We start from the raw sequence: 19,954 nt of genomic DNA, 5'->3' as shown, positions 1-19,954 counted from the left end.
GATCAATTCATCGAGCCCGTGCTAAGGGGCTCAGCTCATCTCGCGTGAGTTCTTCAAGCGTGAGTCGTCAGGCTTTCGTGCGCTCCGCGGCTGAAAGCTGCGCGGCTGTCCCAGCCTATCGCGCTTAATCGAAGCCGCCGTGTGGAACCTATTCGGTCAGGGGCTCTCATCGAGATCAACATGCCCCACTCCGCACCGCGGGGCCAGCCACTCTTACCGATATCTGGAGCGGAACGTAGTCGCTCTCGGTCGATATTCCAAGCGGTTTTTTGCAATTTGTTCCGACATCAGTGCACTGCGAGACGCCCGGTGACGGCCCGGAAAATCCCTGACAAATCAGTCCGGAGCGGGTCGGATAGGGATAATCCCGAGGTCCGCATCAGGGCGCTGACGTCGTCCTCCTGCCCCTGTCCGATCTCAACCACCAAGGCGCCGTCTGGTTGCAGTAGCCGGACCGATTCGGGGATAATTTTCCGGTAGGCGTCGAGCCCGTCGGCCCCGCCGTCCAGCGCCCGGCGCGGATCGTGCTCGCGCACCTCGCGGTCGAGCGTCGCAATCTCGCTACCTGGAATATAGGGAGGATTGGAGACGATCAGGTCGAACGGGCCGTGCAACGCCGAGGTGTAGTCGCAGGCGACGAACGCGGCGCGATCAGCAAGCCCGAGCCGCCTCGCATTGCAGCGCGCAACGCGGAGCGCACCGAGGCTGATATCGGTGGCGACGCCGGCCGCGCCTGGTAATTCGTGCAACAACGCCAGCAGGATCGCACCGCTTCCGGTACCGATATCGAGGATCCGCGGCGCGCGTAGGGATCGCTCTTCGAGGAACGCGAGCGCAGCCTCGACGATCGTTTCAGTATCGGGCCGAGGCACCAGCGTGTCGGCGGAGAGTTCGAACGGCAGCCCCCAGAATTCGCCAACACCGAGAATACGCGCCACCGGCTCGCCGCCGAGCCGCCGCGCCGCGAATGCCTGCAGTCGCTCGTTCTCCGCAGCGGTCAGGACCCGCTCGGCCTGAACAAGCAGACCGGTGAGATCGAGCCCGGTGACCTCGCCGACCAATAGCCGGGCGTCGAGCGCGGCCGATTCGATCGCCGCATCCTGAAACTGCCGGGCGAGACGACGACGCGCGGAGGCAATCGTCGGCGCCTCGCTCACGCGGCGTTGCCCTGCTCGGCGAGCTGTGCGGCCTGGTGCTCGGTGGTGAGGGCGTCGATCAGTTCGCCGAGCGCTTCGCCGGCGATCACTTGCGGCAGCTTGTACAGCGTCAGATTGATCCGGTGATCGGTGACGCGACCTTGCGGGAAGTTGTAGGTGCGGATGCGTTCGGAGCGGTCGCCGGAGCCGACCTTGGCCTTGCGCTCGGCGGACCGGGCCGCGTCGAGCCGCTGCTGTTCGGCGTCGTAGATCCGCGACCGCAGAATATTCATCGCCGACGCGCGGTTCTTATGCTGCGACCGGCTGTCCTGCATCATCACCACGATGCCGGTCGGCAGATGGGTGATGCGGATCGCCGATTCGGTCTTGTTGACGTGCTGACCGCCGGCGCCCTGCGCCCGCATGGTGTCGATCTTCAGATCGTCCGGCTTGATGTCGACGTCGACCTCTTGAACCTCGGGCAGCACCGCGACGGTCGCCGCCGACGTATGAATGCGGCCCTGCGTTTCGGTGTCGGGCACGCGCTGCACGCGGTGGACGCCGGATTCGAATTTCAGCTTGGCGAACGCGCCGCGGCCCTTCACCTCGGCGATGATCTCCTTGAAGCCGCCGACCGTGCCTTCGCTCGCCGAAATCACTTCGACGCTCCAGCCCTGCAGCGCAGCGAACTTCTCGTACATCCGGAACAGGTCGCCGGCGAACAGCGAGGCCTCGTCGCCGCCGGTGCCGGCGCGGATTTCCAGCATCACGTTGCGCTCGTCCATCGCGTCCTTCGGCAGCAGCGCGATGCGGATCTGCTGAATCAGTTCGTCGCGGTGGGCGTCGAGCGCGTCGCGCTCGGCCTCGGCCATCGCCCGCATCTCCGGTTCGGTCGCGGGATCTTCGAGCAGTTCGTCCATCTCGCCGAGCTCGTCGCGGACCTGGCGATAGCTCTTCACCGCTTCGACCAGCGGATTGAGCTCCGACAATTCTCGGGTGATGCGGACGTAATCCTCGGCGCCGACCTGCGCCATCAACTGCGCTTCGAGCGCGGCATGATGCGCGAGGAGGACGTCGAGCTTGGCTTCGGGCAATGTGGACATGGACGATCTCGGATAAACGCAGAAAGACGACGGAGCGGCGGACGGCCGCGTCGCTACAAAGCGAGCTGATGCGCTTCGGCGAATTCGGTCAGCTTGTCGCGAATCGAAACGCTGCCGGCCGGCGCGTCGAGCAGCGGACCGATCATCGCCTCGGCCTTGGCGAGGTCGAGGCCGAGGATCATCGCCTTGACCGGGCCGTGCGCCAGCGCCGACACCGACAGCGAGCGATAGCCGATCGCGATCAGCGCCAGCGCCGCCAGCGGCTGCGACGCCATCTCGCCGCACAGCGACAGCGAACGCTTCGCCGCCCGCGCCTTGCGGACGATGTCGCGCAGCGCCCGCAGGATCGGCGCCGACAAGGTGTCGAACCGCTCCGACACTTTCGAATTGCCGCGATCGACCGCGAACAGGAACTGGAACAAATCGTTGGAGCCGACCGAGACGAAGTCGGCGCGCTTGAACAGCTCGTCGAGCTGATACAGCAGCGCCGGCACTTCCAGCATGGTGCCGACATCGACCCGCTCCGGCAGGGTGTGGCCGTGCTGGCGCAGATAAGTCAGCTCGCGCTCGATGATGCTCTTGGCGGCATCGAATTCGGCCACCTCCGAGATCATCGGGAACATCACCCGCAGGTAACGACCCGCAGCGGCGCGCAGCATCGCCCGGATCTGGCTGCGCAACAGGCCGGGCCGGTCGAGCCCGAGCCGGATCGCGCGCCAGCCCAGCGCCGGATTCTCTTCGACCACCGTCTCCATATAGGGCAGCGCCTTGTCGCCGCCGATGTCGAGAGTGCGGAAGGTGACGGGCTTGCTGCCGGCGGCGTCGAGCACGGCGCGATACAGCGCGAGCTGATCGGACGAGCGCGGCAGGCTCTGCCCGACCATGAACTGCAGCTCGGTGCGGAACAGGCCGATGCCCGACGAGCCGGTGTCTTCGATATGCGGCAGATCGATGGTCAGGCCGGCATTGATCATCAGGTCGATCGGCTGGCCGTCCTTGGTGACGCAAGGCAGATCACGCAGCGCCGAATATTGCGCCTGGCGCCGGGCGCGGAATCGCACCCGCTCTGCATAGGCCGATTCGATCTCCGCCGAGGGGCGCACATAGATCGAACCCGAGGTGGCGTCGACGATGATGGCGTCGCCGGGATCGGCGATTCCCGGCGCGTTCGGCACCTCGCCGACCGCAGCGATGCCCAGCGCCCGCGCCACGATCGAAACGTGGGAATTGGCGGTGCCTTCCTCCAGCACCAAGCCGCGCAACCGCTTGCGATCGTAATCGAGCAGCGCCGCGGGCCCCATCGAACGCGCGATCAGGATGGCATTGTCGGGCAGTTCGTCACGCGAGGGCGCATGATCCTGGCCGACGAGCTGACGCATCAGGCGATGGCCGAGATCTTCAAGGTCGTGCAGCCGGTCCCGCAAATAAGGATCGGTCGAGCGCAGCATGCGGGCGCGGGTGTCGGACTGCACGCGCTCGACCGCGGCTTCGGCGGTGAGGCCGGTGGCGACCGCCTCGTGCAGCTTGTGCGACCAGCCGTGGTCATTGGCGAACATCCGGTAGGCTTCGAGCACGTCGCGGTGTTCGCCGCCTTCGGCGAAATCGCCGCGCTCCAGCATCCGGTCGAGATCGGAGCGCAGTTTGGTCAGCGCCGTGTCGAGCCGCTTGATTTCTTTCGGCAGGTCTTCGGCGATGTAATTGGTGATGACGACGCGCGGCTCGTGCAGCACGACGTGGCCAAGCGCGATACCGTCTGACAGCACCGCGCCGGTCTTGTGGATCGAATGCCGCGCTGCAGGCTCGGCACCGGGCTGGGCCAGCGCCGACAATTCGCCCGAGGCGATCATCTCAGCGAGCACCATCGCGGTGGTCTGCAGCGCCTCGACCTCTTCCTCGACATAAGTGCGCTTGGCGCGGTTCTGCACCACCAGTACGCCGAGCGTATTGCCGGCGCGCAGGATCGGCACGCCCAGGAAGGAGTGGTAGATTTCTTCGCCGGTTTCCGGGCGGAACGAGAACGCCGGATGGCTCTGTGCGTCCGACAGGTTCAGCGGCGTCGCTTCCGAGGCGACCAGACCGACCAGACCTTCGTGCGCGTTCAGCACGGTGTGGTGCACCGCCTCGCGGTTCAGACCTTCGGTGGCGTAGAGTTCGAGGGTGTTGTCGATCCGCAGCACATAGACCGAGCACACTTCGGCGACCATGTTGGCCGCGATCAGCACCACGATCTTGTCGAGGCGTTCCTGCGCGGAGACTTGCTCCGCCATGGTTTCGCGGAGCCGTCTCAGCAAGACGCGGGGGCCGCCCGACGTGCTCCGCATGGGTCGCAATCTCCTCTGCGAGCTTTGCCCTCCGGCGCGCACCGACACCAGCGGAAAAGCTCTAAAGACAATCACCGTCCGGCACAGGTCCGGCCGCGGCCGAGCACGTCGGCCCCAGCGCTCACGCGCACACGAACGAACGGCGGGACATGACGCGCGGAAAACCGTCGCCGTGCCTTCGCAACGCAACATCACCGGCTTTGCCAACCGGCCTGTCAGCGCGCCGCGCCGTTCAGGCCGTATAGCGAATTGACGCTTGATTTGCCAAGCAAAACGCCTGCCAGCCGCACCCGGCAATCGCAGCCGGGCGCGCTCTTAAATCACCGAAAAATTGTTCTAAACTTGATCCAGTCCATAGAGCGTATGCAGGGTGCGCACCGCCAGCTCGGTATAGGCGGCATCGATCAGCACCGAGAACTTGATCTCCGAGGTGGTGATCGCGCGGATATTGATGTTGCGCGCGGCAAGCGCCGTGAACGCCTGGGCGGCGACGCCGGCATGGCTGCGCATGCCCGAGCCGATCACCGACACCTTGGCGACGTCGGTCTCGCTGTCGAACCGGGCGTAGCCAATCTTGTCCTGCGCCGAGGTGATGGTCTGCTTGGCGCGGGCGAAGTCGGAGGCCGGCACCGTGAAGGTCAGGTCGGTGGTCTTGCCGTCTTCGGAGACGTTCTGCACGATCATGTCGACATTGATGTTGGCATCCGCCAGCGGCCCGAAGATCGACGCCGCCACGCCCGGCTTGTCCTCGATCCGGCGCACCGAGATTTGCGCCTCGTCCTTGGAAAAGGCGATGCCGGTGACGACGTGGTTCTCCATGGAGTCCTCCTCGCTGCTGATCAGCGTGCCCGGCGGCGTGCCGTGCGGATCGATATCTTCGGGCTTGTCGAAACTGGAACGGACGAAGATCGGCATGTTGTGCACCATGCCGAGCTCGACCGAGCGGACCTGCAGCACCTTGGCGCCGAGCGAGGCCAGTTCCAGCATTTCTTCGAACGAGACTTTGTCGAGCCGGCGCGCCTTCGGAACCACCCGCGGATCGGTGGTGTAGACGCCGTCGACGTCGGTGTAGATGTCGCAGCGGTCGGCCTTCAGCGCCGCCGCGATCGCCACCGCCGAGGTGTCGGAGCCGCCGCGGCCGAGCGTGGTGATCCGGCCCGTTTCGGCGTGGATGCCCTGGAAACCGGCGATCACCGCCACTTCCTTGCGCTCGGTGAAGCGCTTGATGATGTCGCTGCCGTCGATCTCGACGATGCGGGCCGACGCATGGGCGTCGCTGGTGCGGATCGGGATCTGCCAGCCCTGCCAGGACCGGGACTGAATACCCAGCGACTGCAGCGCAATTGCAAGAAGGCCGGACGTCACCTGCTCGCCGGACGCCACCACCGCATCGTATTCGCGCGCGTCGTGCAACGACGAGGCTTCGGTGCACCAGGCCACCAGCTCGTTGGTCTTGCCGGACATCGCCGACACCACCACGGCGACCTCATGGCCGGCATCGACCTCGCGTTTGACATGGCGCGCGACGTTCTGGATGCGCTCGATATTGGCGACGGACGTGCCGCCGAATTTCATCACCAGCCGGCCCATGACGAATAGTGCAATCCTTGCAGACAACGGATATGGATGACGCGGAATCCGCCAGTCGGCAGCCGCGTGGCGCGTCATACACAGCGCCGCGGTTTCGGGCAAGCAACGGCATTGCGGCCGCCGAACAAGCGCAGGCCCGCTCCGGACGTTTGCCGGGACGGACAGGCACAGACATACTGGCACCGACGTTGAGGAGCACCGCGCACCCCATGGCACTGCAACCCGACACCCCCGGCGCTCCGGCATCGACCGTCGATCCGGCCGAGATCGCGAAATTCTCCAAACTGTCGGCCGAGTGGTGGGACCCGACCGGCAAGATGGCCCCGCTGCACCGGATCAATCCCTTGCGGATCAGCTTCATCCGCGACGCCGCCTGCCGGAAATTCGAGCGTAACGCCAAGAGCCTGAGCTGCCTCGAGGGGCTGCGGATGCTGGACATCGGCTGCGGCGCCGGCCTGCTCTGCGAGCCGTTCACCCGGCTCGGCGCCCAGGTGATCGGGATCGACCCCTCCGCCACCAACATCGCGGCCGCCAAGCTGCACGCCGACAAGTCGCATCTGGCAATCGACTACCGCAACATCATGGTCGAGGAGATCGACCCGCGTGAGCGGTTCGACATCGTGCTGGCGATGGAGGTGATCGAGCACGTCACCGACGTCGGCGCGTTTCTGGCGCGCTGCGCCGCGCTGGTAAAGCCGACCGGGATCATGGTGGTGGCGACGCTGAACCGCAATTGGAAGAGCTTCGCGCTCGCCATCGTCGGCGCCGAGTATGTGATGCGCTGGCTGCCGCGCGGCACCCATCAATGGGACAAGTTCGTCACCCCGGCCGAGCTGGAGCAGCATCTGAACCGGCTCAAGCTCACCGTCACCGAACAGTCTGGCCTCGTGTTCAATCCGCTCGCCGACCGCTGGAAGCTGTCGCCCGACATGGACGTGAACTACATGATGGTCGCCGAGCCGGTGCCGTAGAAATCCGTAAGGTGGGTTAGCGCGCAGCGCGTAACCCACCAATTCCACACCGCGATCCGAAGATGGCGGGTTACGGCGCTACGCGCCTGACCCACCCTCCAATGCTCACACACCCTTCAAGATGATCACCGTCGGCTTCGCCGGCAGGGTGTCGCGCGAGATGCGCAAGCTGCGTTCGCTGCGCTGATCGACCGTGAAGGACGCGCCGATCCGCAGCATGAAATCATCCAGCGGCGTCATGAAGCGGTGCATCGGCAGCACCACCGAGGCGCGCAGGCGCCGGGTGATTTCCGACATGCCTTCGAGCGACAGCGTGTAGCTGCCGTCGATCGGCACCATCACGATGTCGAGCCGGCCGATCGCAGCGATGTGGCTGTCGTCGAGCGTGGTGTGCAGATGGCCGAGATGGCCGATGCAAAGCCCGGCGACCTCGAAGATGAAGATCGAATTGCCGTCCTTGATCATGCCGCCGGAACCGTCGTCGAAGCGGAAGCGGCGGATGTCGGTGGGCACGTTGCGGATCAGCACGTCGCCGACCCGCAGGCGGATGTTCGCCGCCTCGCCGTTGTCACCCCAGCCGTGCAGCACATGGGCGATGGCCGGATCGGGGGCCAGCGTGTAGTGGGTCGAGTGCGCCCGATTCATGGTGACGACGTCGGGCACCCGGCCGGTGTCGTAGCTGCCGCTGTAATCGGTCGCGATCATCACGCCGCCCGGCGTTTCGATCGTGTAGGTCGAGTGGCCGCGATAGCTGATCGTCACCTGATCGGCCACAGCAGTCCGGCGCAAGCTGACCGGCGTCGCCCGCGGCGTCGCATTCGCCATCGCCAGACATTCGCTGCCGCGGAAGCCGTCCTGCGCCGCAGCCGCGCCGGCAGGCCCCAGCGCCGCGGCCAGCACGGCGACGATCCACCACAAGGTCCGCATCGTGCGATCCTCCCTGGCCGGCCGGTTTCCCGCGATCATCCGGCAGACCGCCGGCAAAGTGTAGCGGCAAACCGGCGCCCCGCAATGCAGGCATGACCCTGTTCCGGTTGACCGCGGCTAACCGGATCGCCGAGGGTGCGGCGTCCCTCCTGCCACCTGTGCCATGTTCACCGTCGCCTCACTCTGGATTCCCTTCACGCTCGTCGCTGCGCTCGGTCAGGTCGCGCGCAACGCAATGCAGCGTTCGCTGACCGGACCGCTCGGCACCTGGGGCGCCACCAACATCCGCTTTCTGTTCGGCTTCCCGTTCTCGCTGCTGTTCTTCGCCGGCGTGATGGTGGCGACCGGCGATGCGATGCCGTCGCCGGGCCTCGAGTTCTGGCCGTGGCTGCTGCTCGGCGCGCTGTCGCAGATCGCCGCCACCGGCATGATGCTGGCGGCGATGAACGAACGCTCGTTCGTGGTCACCACCGCCTATCTGAAGACCGAGGCGATCCAGACCGCGATCTTCGGCTTCGTGTTCCTCGGCGATCATCTGAACCTGTGGAAGGTGGTGGCGATCCTGATCGCCACTGTCGGCGTGGTGGTCACCGCACTGCGGCCGGGTGCCGCCCGCGGCCTCGTCAGCCTGCGGCCGACGCTGCTCGGTCTGAGCGCGGCGGCAGCCTTCGCGCTGTCGGCGGTCGGGTTTCGCGGCGCGATCATCGTGGTGCCGGACGTGACCTTCGTCACCGCCGCGACGTTCACGCTGGTGCTTGCGCTCGGCGTGCAGACCCTGGTGCTGACCGTCTATCTCTTGGCGCGGGCGCCGCAGGTGCTGCGCGACATCCTGAGGCTGTGGCAGCCGTCGATGTTGGCCGGTTTCGTCGGCGCCGCAGCGTCGCAGTTCTGGTTCCTGGCGTTCGCGCTCACCGCCGCCGCCAATGTCCGCACCCTGGCGCTGATCGAGGTGCTGTTCGCGCAGGCCGTGGCCTACTACTCGTTCAAGCAGCCGGTGGCGCTGCGCGAGATCCTCGGCATCGTCCTGATCGTGCTCGGCGTCGCGCTGCTGGTCGCGGTGTGATTACTTCAGCGCGATGATCACGGCGCCGGCGGCGATCAGCGCGATCCCGATCCACTCGGTGCCGGACGGCCGCTCGCCGAGAAACAACACGCCGAACAGCACGACAAGCACCACGCTGAGCTTGTCGATCGGCGCCACCAGGCTGGCGGGGCCGAGCTTGAGCGCCCGGAAGTAGCACAGCCACGATGCCCCGGTGCATAGCCCGGACAAGATCAGGAACAGCCAGGTCTTGCCGCTGATCGGCCCGTCGGTGACTAGCTTTCCGGTCGCCGCCAACAGCCCGCCGAGTGCTACCAGCACCACCACCGTCCGGATGAAAGTAGCGAGATTGGAGTCGATATCGGCGACGCCGATCTTGGCGAAGATCGCCGTCAGCGCCGCGAACACCGCCGACAGCACCGCCCAGAATTGCCAGGAGAGAAGGGTGTCGGGGTTCATGGGCAAGACCGCTGCCGACTGCCAGCCGATCAAACCTCTCGCTCGTCATTCCGGGATGCGCGCCTTGGCGCGCAGGCCCGGAATCCATAACCCCTAACGGCGAGTATGGATTCCGGGCTCGCCGCTTCGCGGCGCCCCGGAATGACGAATGAGAGAGTTGGTCCTTGGCGGCTCACGCATCAATTCCGATCGTCCGGCAGCACCGGCAGCGGCGCCACTTCGATGCCTTCGTCGATCAGCGCCTTGGCTTCGGCCGGCGAGGCCTCGCCGTAGATCGGGCGGTGCTCGATATCGCCGTAGTGCATCGCGCGCGCCTGATCGGGGAAGCGCTCGCCGACATTGTCGGCGGTCTTGACGATGTGGTCGCGCAATTCCTTCAGCTTGGCGCGCAGCTCGCGCTCCTGCGCCATCAGCAGCGGCGTCGGCGCATCGGCGGACGCGGTCTCGGCCGGGACGCTGGTCGCGGCGGGTTCGGCGGCGGCCGGTTCTGGCGCGCGGCCGCGGCCCTTCTTGCCGACGATCTGCGGCGCCATGATCGCCTTTTCGATCTTCACCGAGTCGCAGCGCGGGCAACTCACCAGCTTGCGCCGAACCTGGGACTCGTAGGCCGACGAGCTCTGAAACCAGCTCTCGAACAGATGGCCTTTGTCGCAGCGCAGGCTGTAGCGGATCATGACGGCCTAACCAGATGCAGATGGCCCGGGCCGGCGTTCGGATCGGCGACGGTGAAGCGGCGGCCGTGCTGCAGCGAGGGAATCTTGCCGCGCGCTTTCGTCACCTCGGTCGGATCGATCCGCGCCATGATGAAGCCGGGCTCGATGCCGCCTTCGGCCAGCACCTTGCCCCACGGGTCGATGATCAGCGAGTGGCCGAAGGTTTCGCGCTTGTTCTCGTGCAGGCCGCCTTGCGCCGCGGCGAAGACGAAGCAGCCGTTCTCGATCGCGCGGGCGCGCAGCAGAACGTGCCAATGCGCCTCGCCGGTCGGCTTGGTGAACGCAGCCGGCACTGCCAGGAACGACGCGCCGGCCTCCGCCAGCGCCCGGTACAGCGCCGGAAAGCGCACGTCGTAGCAGATCGTCAGCCCGAGCCGGCCCCACGGCAGATCGGCGATCACCGCGGTCTCGCCCGGCTGGTAGTTCGCCGACTCCCGGTAGCTCTCGCCATTGCCGAGATCGATGTCGAACATGTGGATCTTGTCGTAGCTCGCCAGGATCGCGCCGTCCGGATCGATCAGGAACGAGCGGTTGACCGCGCGCTCCGGCGAGGCGCGCAGCGCCAGCGAGCCGATGTGCAGATGGATGCTCAGTTCGCGCGCCAGCTCGCGATACGCCTTAAGCGACAGATCGTCGTCCTGCTCGGCGAGCTGCGCAAACAGCGCTTCGCGATTGAGCTGCATCATGTTGCTCACCTCGGGGGTGAGCACGTAGTCGGCGCCGGCCTTCACCGCCTCGCGGATCAGCCGGATGCCCTGTTCGAGATTGGGCTCGGGGGTGAGTCCGCTGCGCATCTGCACCAGGGCGGCATTGAACGGCCTCACCGCGGTCATGACGCCGCCTTCTCGCCGGCGAGCAGCGCGTCGAGCTTGCCCTCGCGATCGAGCGCATAGAGATCGTCACAGCCGCCGACGTGATAATCGCCGATGAAGATCTGCGGATAGGTCGCGCCGGGGCCGGCACGCTCGTCCATCTTCACCCGATAGCCCGGATCGACATAGACGTCGTATTCGGTGAACGCCGCCTTCTTGCGGTTGAGGAGCGACTTGGCGGCGCTGCAATAGCCGCAGCCGGGGCGGGTGAAGATTTCGATCGCAGCGGGCATTCAAGCTCCGTTTCGTTGCCGAGGACAGGCGCAAGGAGCGGATTATATGGGAGATTTCAAGGTATCGACAACCCGCGCGAAGACCAGCACGTCGACCGAGGCCACCCGCGCCCGGAGCAGCGCCCGGGCACAGGCATCGACAGTGGCGCCCGAGGTCAGCACATCGTCGATCAGGACGATTCGCCGGCCTTGGATCTCGGCCTTGCGATGTTTCGGAACCTTGAAGGCGCCCTGCACATTGGCGGCGCGCTCGCTGCGCGACAGCCCGACCTGATGCGCGGTCGGCCGCACCCGCTGCAACGCCTCGACCGCGACCGGCAGCCCAGCCTGCCGGCCGATCATTTGCGCCAGCACGCCCGACTGGTTGTAGCGGCGCGAGAAACCGCGGCGCCAATGCAGCGGCACCGGCACCAACAGGTCGGCATCCGCGAGCAGCTTCTGCCCGGCATGCGCCATCCAGCGCCCCATCGTCGGCGCCAGATCGGTGCGGTCGTGGAACTTGAGGCCATGCACCAGCGCCTTGGCGATCTCGTCGTAACGCACCGCGGCGCGCGAGCGCGCGTAAGCCGGAGGATCGGCGATCGCCTGCATCGACAGCATCCCCGGCCCTGGATCGTAGACGAACGGGATCCCGAGCTTGTCGCAATAAGGCGGGGCGATGAACGATAGTTGCGCCCAGCACGCCGCGCACAGCCCATCGCCTGCGACCGGCTCGCGGCAGGCGACGCACAGCGTCGGCAGCGCCAGATCGAGCGCGGCCCCGGCGGCACGACGCCAGATCAGGCGGAGGCGGCTCACCATGGCGGCGCTGCGTGGCGCCAGCTCGGCCAATTCTACACGCATTGCGAGAAATTAACGCCACCGACACAACCGTCAAGTCCGAGAACCGGGTAGTGCCGGCGACGAAAAAGGCGCACAACATCGCCAGTCCTTCTGCGGGAGATCGCCGTGTCCGAGCCTACCGACAAGTCCGTCGACATCACCTATCTGGATATTCCGACCGCGCCGCATCTGTATTTCGATATCGCCCCGGCGCATGGGGTGATCGCCAACGGTGTCGAGGTCGAACTCGCGGCGCGGACGCTGAACCCGCTGGCCGACGGCTCGGTCGAGGTGAAATTCGTCACCACCGCCCGGCTGCGCTGCAGCCAGGCCGGCGCGCAGCACTTGCGCAATGCGCTGGATGCGGTGCTGAAGATGTTCGAAGCCTCGCAGGAAGGGCCATCTTCCGCGGCGTCGAAGCTGAACTGATCGCGCCTCCGGACAATTTCGAATCTGCCATGAACGGTTCCACGCCGATCCTGTTCGATCGCCGCCTGCTGACGGCGCGGCTGCGACGCGCCGCGGCGCTCGGCCCCGCCAGCTTCCTGCTCGACCGCGTCATCGACGAAATGGACGAGCGGCTGCACGCGGTGCTGCGCGACTTCACCCGTGTCGCCGACCTGTGGACGCCCGGCGGGCTGAATTTGCCGCGGTTTGCAAATTGCACGCCGATCGCGATCGACCCGACGGGTAGCGAAGCGCTGCCGGTCGCGCCGGGCTCGCTCGACCTTGTGGTCTCGGCACTGGCGCTGCAATTCGCCAACGACCTGCCCGGCGTGCTGGCGCAGGTCCGCCGCGCGCTGAAGCCCGACGGCCTGCTGCTGGCGGCGCTGACCGGCGGCGATACGCTGACCGAGCTGCGCCAGGCCTTCGCCGAAGCCGAAGCCGAGATCGAAGGCGGGGTGTCGCCGCGCGTCGCGCCGGCGGCGGATTTGCGCGATCTCGGCGCGCTGCTGCAACGCGCCGGCTTCGCGCTGCCGGTCACCGACGTCGACCGCGTCGTGGTGCGCTACGACCATGCGTTCGCGTTGATGCAGGATCTGCGACGGATGGGCGCGACCAATCTGCTGGTCGAGCGCCGCAAGACGCCGCTGCGCCGCGCCACGCTGACCCGGATGGCGCAAATCTACGCCGACCGCTTCAGCGACCCCGACGGCCGTATCCGCGCCACCTTCGAGATCGTCTGGCTGTCCGGCTGGTCTCCCCACGAAAGCCAGCAGCAACCGCTGAAGCCGGGTTCAGCGAAAGCGAGTCTGGAACAGGCGGTCAGGGGAAGTCTGCCGAAGTAGTTCCGGCGTCATTGCGAGGAGGCGAAGCCGACGAAGCAATCCAGCTCAGTGCACGGAGGCTGGATTGCTTCGCTGCGCTCGCAATGACGTGGAGGCGGTGCCTCACATCAGCAGTTCGATCAGCGGCGGGATCAGCGGAATATCGGCCGGCGGCATCGGGTAGTCGCGGAGTTTGTTGGCGCGGACCCAGGCGAGCTCCTGGCCCTCGCGCGGCATCACCAGGCCTTCCCAGCGCCGGCACACATACAGCGGCATCAGCAGGTGAAAGTCTTCGTAGGCATGGCTGGCGAAGGTCAGCGGCGCCAGGCAGGCTTCCTTCACGGTGATGCCGAGCTCCTCGTCGAGCTCGCGGATCAGCGCCGCTTCGGGACGCTCGCCGGGATCGAGCTTGCCGCCGGGAAACTCCCACAGCCCGCCGAGCTGCTTGTGCTTCGGCCGCTGTGCGATCAGCACGCGGTTGTCGGCATCGATCAACGCCACGGCGACGACGAGCAGGAGGTTCATGCCGCGCCCCCGATGGGACGCACGGCGACTTTCCCACTAACGACGTCATGCCCCGCGAAGGCGGGGCATCCAGTATTCCAGAGCGCTTGCGAAAAACCACGAGCGGCACGGCGTACTGGGTCGCCCGCATGCGCGGGCGATGACGGCCTACAAGGAAATAGCGCCGTGCTACTCACGACCGAATTCACGACCGGTAATCGCCATTGATCGCGACATATTCCTTGGTCAGGTCGCAGGTCAGCACGCGGTCGCGACCCTTGCCGAGACCGAGCGCGACCTTGATCTGGATTTGCGGCTTCTTCATCTGCGCCGAAACCTCCTTCTCGTTGTACGACGGATCGCGCGCGCCGGCCTTGGCGACGCGGATGCCGTTGAACGAGATCGACAGCTTGTCGCGATCGGCCGGCTCGCCGGCCTTGCCGACCGCCATCACCACCCGGCCCCAATTGGCGTCCTCGCCGGCGATCGCGGTCTTCACCAGCGGCGAATTGGCGATCGACAGCGCGATCTTGCGCGCCGAGAGCTTGGTCTTGGCGCCCTCGACGATGATCTCGACCAGCTTGCGGGCGCCTTCGCCGTCGCGCGCCACCTGTTCGGACAGATCCGCCAGCACGGCGTTGAACGCCTTGACGAAGGCCTTCAGCCGCGGGTCCGAGGCGCGCGAAATCTTCGGCGCACCGTTCTCGGCCGCCGCACCGGTCGCAAAGGCGAGCAGCGTATCGGAGGTCGAAGTGTCGCCGTCGATGGTGACGGCGTTGAAGGTATCGGTGACGCCGGCCTTGAGCAGCGCCTGCAGGCACGACGCCGACAGCGGCGCGTCGGTGAAGATGAACGACAGCATCGTCGCCATGTCGGGCGCGATCATGCCGGCGCCCTTGGCCATGCCGTTGATCGTCACCTTGGCCTTGCCGAGCTTGACGGTGGCGGTCGCGACCTTCGGGAAGGTGTCGGTGGTCATGATCGCCTGGGCGGCGTCCATCCAGCCGTCGGGGCCGGCGTCGAGCGCCAGCGCGTCGAGCACGCCGTCGAACTTGGTGGCATCGAGCGGCTCGCCGATCACCCCGGTCGAGGCCAGGAATACTTCGGCCGGCTTGCAGCCGATCGCCTTGGCGGCGAGCTGCGCGGTCAGCGTGGTGGCCTGCTTGCCGGACTTGCCAGTGAACGCGTTGGCATTGCCGGAGTTGACCACCAGCGCCCGGGCGCTGCCGCCCTTGAGCTTATCGCGGCACCATTCAACCGGCGCCGAGGCGCATTTCGAGGTGGTGAACACCCCGGCGACGGTGGTGCCCTGCTCCATTTCGACCAGCAGCACGTCGGTGCGGCCCTTGTAGCGGATGCCGGCCGCGGCGGTCGCGAGGCGCACGCCGGCGATCATCGGCATGGCGGGGACATCGGTGGGAGCGAGCGGGGAGACTTTGCTGGACATCGTGCGCTTTCGGCAGGTTGTACCCCCGCCGGCGCGGGAGCGGCGTTCCCCTCTCTCACAAGCTCGCGACGATGAGAAGGAGAATTCGCCGAATCTGACGAAAATCCCATCGTCACAATCCGTTGCGGGCGCCTATGCTGGCTCGGGCCGGCGTCGCCTCCGCAGTCACCCGCACGCGGAATTCCGTGACAGCAGCGGTGCCGTCCGATATCCGGAAATAGCCATGGACAAAGTCGTGTCACCTTCCCGCCCCGCCGCCGACGAGCGCTTCGACAGCGCCCGGGTCTCAGCCGAGATCGCCACGCTCGCCGAGAAGCACGCCGGCAACGACGCCGCATTCCGCACCGCGCTGGCGATGCTGATGAAGGCGGAACTCGCCAAGGCCCGCACCGAGGCCGAGGCGCAGCTGCTACGCGACCGCCACGGCCGGCGCTGCGCCGAGCGGCTGTGCTTCGTCCAGGACGCGATCATCCGGCTCCTCTTCAGCGCCGCAACCGAATACCTCTACAACAGTCCGACGCCGTCGAGCTCGGAACGGATGACAGTGGTGGCGACCGGCGGCTATGGCCGTGGCCTGATGGCGCCGGAGAGCGACATCGATCTACTGTTCATCCTGCCCTACAAGCAGACCGCCTGGGGCGAACAAGTCGCCGAAGTCATCCTGTACTGCTTGTGGGACGTCGGCCTGAAGGTCGGCCACGCCACCCGCTCGGTCGACGAGTGCATCCGCCAGGCCCGCGCCGACATGACGATCCGCACCGCGATCCTGGAGACGCGGTTTCTGGCCGGCGACGAGGCGCTGTACGCCGAGCTGGTCGAGCGGTTCGACAAGGAAGTGGTCGAGGGCACCGCGGCCGAATTCGTCGCCGCCAAGCTGGCCGAGCGCGAGGAGCGCCACCGCCGCTCAGGCCAATCGCGCTATCTGGTCGAGCCCAACGTCAAGGACGGCAAAGGCGGCCTGCGCGACCTGCACACGCTGTTCTGGATCGCCAAATACGTCTACCGAGTGCGCGAGACCAGCGAGCTGTCGGAACGCGGCGTATTCGACCCGGCCGAGCTGCGCACCTTCCGGCGCTGCGAAGACTTCCTCTGGTCGGTCCGCTGCAACATCCACTTCGTGACCAAGCGCCCCGAAGACCGGCTGTCGTTCGACCTGCAGCGCGAGATCGGGGTCCGGCTCGGCTACACCTCGCATCCGGGGATGCAGGACGTCGAGCGTTTCATGAAGCACTACTTCCTGATCGCCAAGGAAGTCGGCAACCTGACCGCGATCCTGTGCGCCAAGCTGGAGGACCAGCAGGCCAAGGCAGCGCCGGCGCTGACCCGGATGATGGCGCGGCTGCGACCCGCCGCCAAGCGCCGACGGGTGCCGGAGAGCGACGACTTCGTCATCGACAACAACCGCATCAACCTGGCGGTGCCGGACGTGTTCAAGCACGATCCGGTCAATCTCATTCGGATCTTCCGGCTGGCGCAGAAGAACAGTCTCGCGTTCCATCCGGATGCGATGCGGATCGTGACGCGGTCGCTGTCGCTGATCACGCCGCAGCTTCGCGACGATCCCGAAGCCAACCGGCTGTTCATCGAGATTCTCACGTCCGACAACGCCGAGCCGGTGCTGCGGCGGATGAACGAGACCGGCGTGCTCGGCCGCTTCATCCGCGCCTTCGGCCGCATCGTGTCGATGATGCAGTTCAACATGTATCACAGCTACACGGTGGACGAGCATCTGATCCGCTGCGTCGGTAACGTCCAGGAGATCGAGCGCGGCGGCAACGACGAGTTCATCCTGTCGTCCGAGCTGATGCGCAAGATCCGGCCCGATCACCGCGCCGTGCTGTATGTCGCGGTGCTGCTGCACGACATCGCCAAGGGCCAGCCTGAGGATCACTCCACCGCCGGCGCCAAGGTGGCGCGCCGGCTGTGCCCGCGGTTCGGCTTCAGCGCCGCCGACACCGAGCTGGTGGCGTGGCTGATCGAGCAGCATCTCGTCATGTCCACCGTGGCGCAGTCGCGCGATCTGTCCGACCGCAAGACCATCGAGAACTTCGCCGCGGTGGTGGAGACCGTCGAGCAGATGAAACTGCTCACCATCCTCACCACCGCCGACATCCGCGGCGTCGGGCCGGGGGTGTGGAACGGCTGGAAGGCGCAGCTGATCCGAACCTTGTACTACGAGACCGAGCCGGTGCTGACCGGCGGCTTCTCGGAAGTGAACCGCGCCGAGCGGATTCGCGCCGCCCAGGCCGAATTCCGCGCCGCCTTCACCGAATGGTCGGAGGCCGAGCTCAACGCCTATGTGGCCCGGCACTATCCGGCGTATTGGCTGAAGGTCGATCTGCAGCGCAAGATCCGCCACGCCCGCTTCCTGCGCGCCTCCGAACAGGCCGGCCACAAGCTGGCGATCAATGTCGGCTTCGACGAGGCCAGAGGCGTCACCGAGCTGACGATCCTCGCCGTCGACCATCCGTGGCTGCTGTCGGTGATCGCGGGCGCCTGCGCGTCCGCCGGCGCCAATATCGTCGACGCCCAGATCTACACCACCACCGACGGCCGCGCCCTCGACACCATCTCGATCAGCCGCGAATACGACCGCGACGAAGACGAGGGCCGCAGAGCCACCCGGATCGGCGACACCATCGAGGAAGTGCTCGAAGGCAAGCTGCGGCTGCCCGAAGCGGTGGCGCGCCGCGCCACCAGCGGCAGCAAAGCCAAGCTGCGCGCCTTCGTGGTCGAGCCCGAGGTCGAGATCAACAACAACTGGTCGGACCGCTACACCGTGATCGAAGTCAGCGGCCTCGACCGGCCCGGCCTTTTGTATCAGCTCACGACCGCGATCTCGAAACTCAACCTCAACATCGCCTCGGCGCATGTCGCGACCTTCGGCGAACGCGCCCGCGACGTGTTCTACGTGACCGATTTGTTAGGTGCGCAGATCACCGCCCCGACCCGGCAGGCGGCGATCAAACGTGCGCTGGTGCACCTTCTCGCCAACGGCGACGCCGCCGAAAAGCCGGCCGCGTGAAAGGCCGCGGTGCCTTGATCGCGCCCGCTTCGCGCGTATCTGATCAGGCGTCCTATCCGGGCGCCGGTGTCCTCCTCGCAGGAACCGATCGCGGCCGCGGTCGGTTCTGGTTCCGCAACGCCACCACGGCGGCCGTTATCCGCCCCTTCACATGAGTTCGCCCATGCGCAAAGTCGTCGTTCGCTCCCTTGCCGTTCTCGGCATCGTCGCGGTTCCCGTAGTCTCCGCGCTCGCGCTGCAGCGCGAGCAAACCGCGCCCGCGGACCTCGACCTGATCGGCGGCGTGATCCAGCTGGTGCAGCGCGCCTATGTCCATCCGATCGCCTCGGACGAGCTGACCAAGGATGCGCTGAAGGGCATGCTGAACCGGCTCGATCCGCATTCGGACTACATGGACGAGAAGGAATTCAAGGACATGCAGACTGACATGTCGGGCCAGTTCGGCGGCCTCGGCATGCAGATTTCGGCTCAGGGCGGGATTCCGCGGGTGGTGTCGCCGATCGACGGCACCCCGGCGGCGCGCGCCAAGCTCGAGCCGGGCGACCTGATCATCAAGGTCGGCACCGCCAGCACCCAGGGCATGAGCCTGCGCAACGTCGTCGACATGCTGCGCGGCACGCCCGGCACCAAGGTCACCATCACCATCCTGCGCGGCAAGGAAGACCCGTTCGACGTCACCCTGACCCGCGAGATCATCAAGGTCGCGTCGGTGAAGTCGGAGATGAAACCGGACGGCGTCGGCTATATCCGCATCAGCCAGTTCGGCCAGGACACCGCCGAGGGCTTCACCGCCGCGCTCGCCAAACTGAAGGGCGACGCCAAGGACGGCGGCCTCAAGGGGCTGGTGATCGACCTGCGCAACGACCCGGGCGGGCTGCTCAACGCCGCGGTCTCGGTCGCCGGCGACCTGCTCAACGGCGGCACCGTGGTGTCGATCCGCGGCCGTCAATCCGACGATCAGCGGGTGTTCTCGGCGCCGTCGCGCGGCGACAAGCTGCCCGGCGTGCCGGTGGTGGTGCTGATCAACGGCGCCTCGGCGTCGGCTTCGGAGATCGTCGCCGGCGCGCTGCAGGACCGCAAACGCGCCACCGTGATGGGCACCACCAGCTTCGGCAAGGGCTCGGTGCAGACCGTGATCCCGATCAAGGGCCACGGCGCGGTGCGGCTGACCACGGCGCTGTACTACACGCCGGCCGGCCGTTCGATCCAGGACGAAGGCATCGTGCCGGACGTGATCCAGGAAGCGCCCAAGGATCAGCAGATCAGCGGCGGCCCGTTGATCCGCGAAAGCGCGCTGCACGGCGCGATCGCCAATCCGGGCAAGCTCGGCAAGCCGGACGCCACTGCCGACAAGCCGGTGCCGAAGCCCGGCGAGCCCGCCGACGACAAGATCAAGGCCGCGACATCGGCGCCGATCAAGGCCGACCTGATCGGCAAGCCCGAAGACGCCCAGCTCAACGCCGCGCTGGCGCTGGTGCTGAAGAAGGACGCCGCGTCGAAGTAACGAACAGCGCGCAAGCG

18 protein-coding genes are annotated in these 19,954 nt (G+C 66.6%); 6 read left to right on the top strand and 12 right to left on the bottom strand.

Annotation, left to right across the window (positions count from 1 at the left end; genetic code table 11):
- Positions 1–287: 287 nt before the first annotated feature.
- The 4 genes from prmC to DNX69_RS18020 form a co-directional block, all read right to left on the bottom strand.
- Complete coding sequence (gene prmC, locus DNX69_RS18035; RefSeq protein ID WP_110787295.1) at positions 288–1,157, bottom strand: peptide chain release factor N(5)-glutamine methyltransferase; 870 nt, start codon at positions 1,155–1,157, stop codon at positions 288–290.
- On the bottom strand, positions 1,154–2,239 hold the full coding sequence (prfA, locus tag DNX69_RS18030) for a peptide chain release factor 1 (protein WP_110787294.1): 1,086 nt from the start codon (positions 2,237–2,239) through the stop codon (positions 1,154–1,156). Before prfA ends, prmC begins: the two co-directional genes overlap by 4 nt.
- A 53-nt stretch (positions 2,240–2,292) precedes the next feature.
- Positions 2,293–4,560, bottom strand: a complete 2,268-nt coding sequence (ptsP, locus tag DNX69_RS18025; protein WP_110787293.1) for a phosphoenolpyruvate--protein phosphotransferase — start codon at positions 4,558–4,560, stop codon at positions 2,293–2,295.
- Positions 4,561–4,896: 336 nt separating this feature from the next.
- Entirely contained in the window at positions 4,897–6,150 is a 1,254-nt protein-coding gene (locus DNX69_RS18020; protein WP_110787292.1) for an aspartate kinase, read from the bottom strand.
- Between the two features lie 209 nt (positions 6,151–6,359).
- Here DNX69_RS18020 and ubiG point away from each other — a divergent pair, with 209 nt between their 5' ends.
- A complete protein-coding gene (ubiG, locus tag DNX69_RS18015) occupies positions 6,360–7,121 on the top strand; it encodes a bifunctional 2-polyprenyl-6-hydroxyphenol methylase/3-demethylubiquinol 3-O-methyltransferase UbiG (RefSeq protein ID WP_110787291.1) in 762 nt (253 codons plus the stop codon).
- A gap of 105 nt (positions 7,122–7,226) precedes the next feature.
- Here ubiG and DNX69_RS18010 read toward each other — a convergent pair whose 3' ends face one another.
- Positions 7,227–8,048, bottom strand: coding sequence for an MBL fold metallo-hydrolase (locus tag DNX69_RS18010; RefSeq protein WP_110787290.1), 822 nt, complete (start codon positions 8,046–8,048; stop codon positions 7,227–7,229).
- A 163-nt stretch (positions 8,049–8,211) separates the two neighbouring features.
- Here DNX69_RS18010 and DNX69_RS18005 point away from each other — a divergent pair, with 163 nt between their 5' ends.
- Complete coding sequence (locus DNX69_RS18005; protein ID WP_110787289.1) at positions 8,212–9,111, top strand: EamA family transporter; 900 nt, start codon at positions 8,212–8,214, stop codon at positions 9,109–9,111.
- Here the strand turns inward: DNX69_RS18005 and DNX69_RS18000 are convergent, their stop codons facing one another.
- From DNX69_RS18000 to DNX69_RS17980, 5 genes are all read right to left on the bottom strand, one after another.
- Entirely contained in the window at positions 9,112–9,549 is a 438-nt protein-coding gene (locus tag DNX69_RS18000) for an EamA family transporter (RefSeq protein WP_110787288.1), read from the bottom strand.
- 179 nt (positions 9,550–9,728) lie between these two features.
- The gene (locus DNX69_RS17995; protein WP_110787287.1) at positions 9,729–10,223 is read right to left on the bottom strand and encodes a DUF1178 family protein; all 495 of its coding nucleotides are present in this window, start codon (positions 10,221–10,223) and stop codon (positions 9,729–9,731) included.
- On the bottom strand, positions 10,220–11,095 hold the full coding sequence (locus DNX69_RS17990) for a carbon-nitrogen hydrolase family protein (RefSeq protein WP_110787286.1): 876 nt from the start codon (positions 11,093–11,095) through the stop codon (positions 10,220–10,222). The genes DNX69_RS17995 and DNX69_RS17990 overlap by 4 nt, the downstream gene beginning before the upstream one ends.
- Positions 11,092–11,367 carry a glutaredoxin 3 gene (grxC, locus tag DNX69_RS17985; protein ID WP_110787285.1) on the bottom strand — a complete coding sequence of 92 codons (276 nt, stop codon included), beginning with the start codon at positions 11,365–11,367 and terminating at the stop codon, positions 11,092–11,094. The genes DNX69_RS17990 and grxC overlap by 4 nt, the downstream gene beginning before the upstream one ends.
- A gap of 42 nt (positions 11,368–11,409) precedes the next feature.
- Positions 11,410–12,168, bottom strand: coding sequence for a ComF family protein (locus tag DNX69_RS17980; protein ID WP_110787693.1), 759 nt, complete (start codon positions 12,166–12,168; stop codon positions 11,410–11,412).
- 147 nt (positions 12,169–12,315) lie between these two features.
- Here DNX69_RS17980 and DNX69_RS17975 point away from each other — a divergent pair, with 147 nt between their 5' ends.
- Together DNX69_RS17975 and DNX69_RS17970 are read left to right on the top strand one after the other, a co-directional pair.
- Positions 12,316–12,618 carry a hypothetical protein gene (locus DNX69_RS17975; protein ID WP_110787284.1) on the top strand — a complete coding sequence of 101 codons (303 nt, stop codon included), beginning with the start codon at positions 12,316–12,318 and terminating at the stop codon, positions 12,616–12,618.
- Between the two features lie 29 nt (positions 12,619–12,647).
- Positions 12,648–13,478 (top strand): methyltransferase domain-containing protein, encoded by an 831-nt coding sequence (locus tag DNX69_RS17970; protein ID WP_110787283.1) that lies wholly within the window; start codon positions 12,648–12,650, stop codon positions 13,476–13,478.
- Positions 13,479–13,580: 102 nt separating this feature from the next.
- Here DNX69_RS17970 and DNX69_RS17965 read toward each other — a convergent pair whose 3' ends face one another.
- Both DNX69_RS17965 and argJ read right to left on the bottom strand, forming a co-directional pair.
- Positions 13,581–13,982 carry a (deoxy)nucleoside triphosphate pyrophosphohydrolase gene (locus tag DNX69_RS17965; protein ID WP_110787282.1) on the bottom strand — a complete coding sequence of 134 codons (402 nt, stop codon included), beginning with the start codon at positions 13,980–13,982 and terminating at the stop codon, positions 13,581–13,583.
- A 184-nt stretch (positions 13,983–14,166) separates the two neighbouring features.
- On the bottom strand, positions 14,167–15,408 hold the full coding sequence (argJ, locus tag DNX69_RS17960; protein WP_110787281.1) for a bifunctional glutamate N-acetyltransferase/amino-acid acetyltransferase ArgJ: 1,242 nt from the start codon (positions 15,406–15,408) through the stop codon (positions 14,167–14,169).
- 223 nt (positions 15,409–15,631) lie between these two features.
- Here argJ and DNX69_RS17955 point away from each other — a divergent pair, with 223 nt between their 5' ends.
- Together DNX69_RS17955 and DNX69_RS17950 are read left to right on the top strand one after the other, a co-directional pair.
- Positions 15,632–18,433, top strand: coding sequence for a [protein-PII] uridylyltransferase (locus DNX69_RS17955; RefSeq protein ID WP_110787280.1), 2,802 nt, complete (start codon positions 15,632–15,634; stop codon positions 18,431–18,433).
- Between the two features lie 163 nt (positions 18,434–18,596).
- A complete protein-coding gene (locus tag DNX69_RS17950) occupies positions 18,597–19,937 on the top strand; it encodes a S41 family peptidase (RefSeq protein WP_110787279.1) in 1,341 nt (446 codons plus the stop codon).
- Positions 19,938–19,954 lie beyond the last annotated feature (17 nt).

The organism is Rhodopseudomonas palustris, assembly GCF_003226555.1.
GTDB lineage: Bacteria > Pseudomonadota > Alphaproteobacteria > Rhizobiales > Xanthobacteraceae > Rhodopseudomonas > Rhodopseudomonas palustris_I.
The sequence above is the reverse complement of the archived record's forward strand: the minus strand, read 5'-3'. Positions and strand labels throughout refer to the sequence as shown.

Excerpts from the sequence above, each read along its gene's own strand:
- DNX69_RS17970 (WP_110787283.1), top strand. The coding sequence starts at position 12,648 with ATGAACGGTTCCACGCCGATCCTGTTCGATCGCCGCCTGCTGACGGCG.
- DNX69_RS17950 (WP_110787279.1), top strand. The coding sequence starts at position 18,597 with ATGCGCAAAGTCGTCGTTCGCTCCCTTGCCGTTCTCGGCATCGTCGCG.
- prfA (WP_110787294.1), bottom strand. The coding sequence starts at position 2,239 with ATGTCCACATTGCCCGAAGCCAAGCTCGACGTCCTCCTCGCGCATCAT.
- DNX69_RS18010 (WP_110787290.1), bottom strand. The coding sequence starts at position 8,048 with ATGCGGACCTTGTGGTGGATCGTCGCCGTGCTGGCCGCGGCGCTGGGG.
- DNX69_RS17980 (WP_110787693.1), bottom strand. The coding sequence starts at position 12,168 with ATGGTGAGCCGCCTCCGCCTGATCTGGCGTCGTGCCGCCGGGGCCGCG.
- DNX69_RS17965 (WP_110787282.1), bottom strand. The coding sequence starts at position 13,982 with ATGAACCTCCTGCTCGTCGTCGCCGTGGCGTTGATCGATGCCGACAAC.
- DNX69_RS18020 (WP_110787292.1), bottom strand. The coding sequence starts at position 6,150 with ATGGGCCGGCTGGTGATGAAATTCGGCGGCACGTCCGTCGCCAATATC.
- DNX69_RS17955 (WP_110787280.1), top strand. The coding sequence starts at position 15,632 with ATGGACAAAGTCGTGTCACCTTCCCGCCCCGCCGCCGACGAGCGCTTC.
- DNX69_RS17995 (WP_110787287.1), bottom strand. The coding sequence starts at position 10,223 with ATGATCCGCTACAGCCTGCGCTGCGACAAAGGCCATCTGTTCGAGAGC.
- argJ (WP_110787281.1), bottom strand. The coding sequence starts at position 15,408 with ATGTCCAGCAAAGTCTCCCCGCTCGCTCCCACCGATGTCCCCGCCATG.
- grxC (WP_110787285.1), bottom strand. The coding sequence starts at position 11,367 with ATGCCCGCTGCGATCGAAATCTTCACCCGCCCCGGCTGCGGCTATTGC.
- ubiG (WP_110787291.1), top strand. The coding sequence starts at position 6,360 with ATGGCACTGCAACCCGACACCCCCGGCGCTCCGGCATCGACCGTCGAT.
- DNX69_RS18005 (WP_110787289.1), top strand. The coding sequence starts at position 8,212 with ATGTTCACCGTCGCCTCACTCTGGATTCCCTTCACGCTCGTCGCTGCG.
- DNX69_RS17990 (WP_110787286.1), bottom strand. The coding sequence starts at position 11,095 with ATGACCGCGGTGAGGCCGTTCAATGCCGCCCTGGTGCAGATGCGCAGC.
- DNX69_RS18000 (WP_110787288.1), bottom strand. The coding sequence starts at position 9,549 with ATGAACCCCGACACCCTTCTCTCCTGGCAATTCTGGGCGGTGCTGTCG.
- ptsP (WP_110787293.1), bottom strand. The coding sequence starts at position 4,560 with ATGCGGAGCACGTCGGGCGGCCCCCGCGTCTTGCTGAGACGGCTCCGC.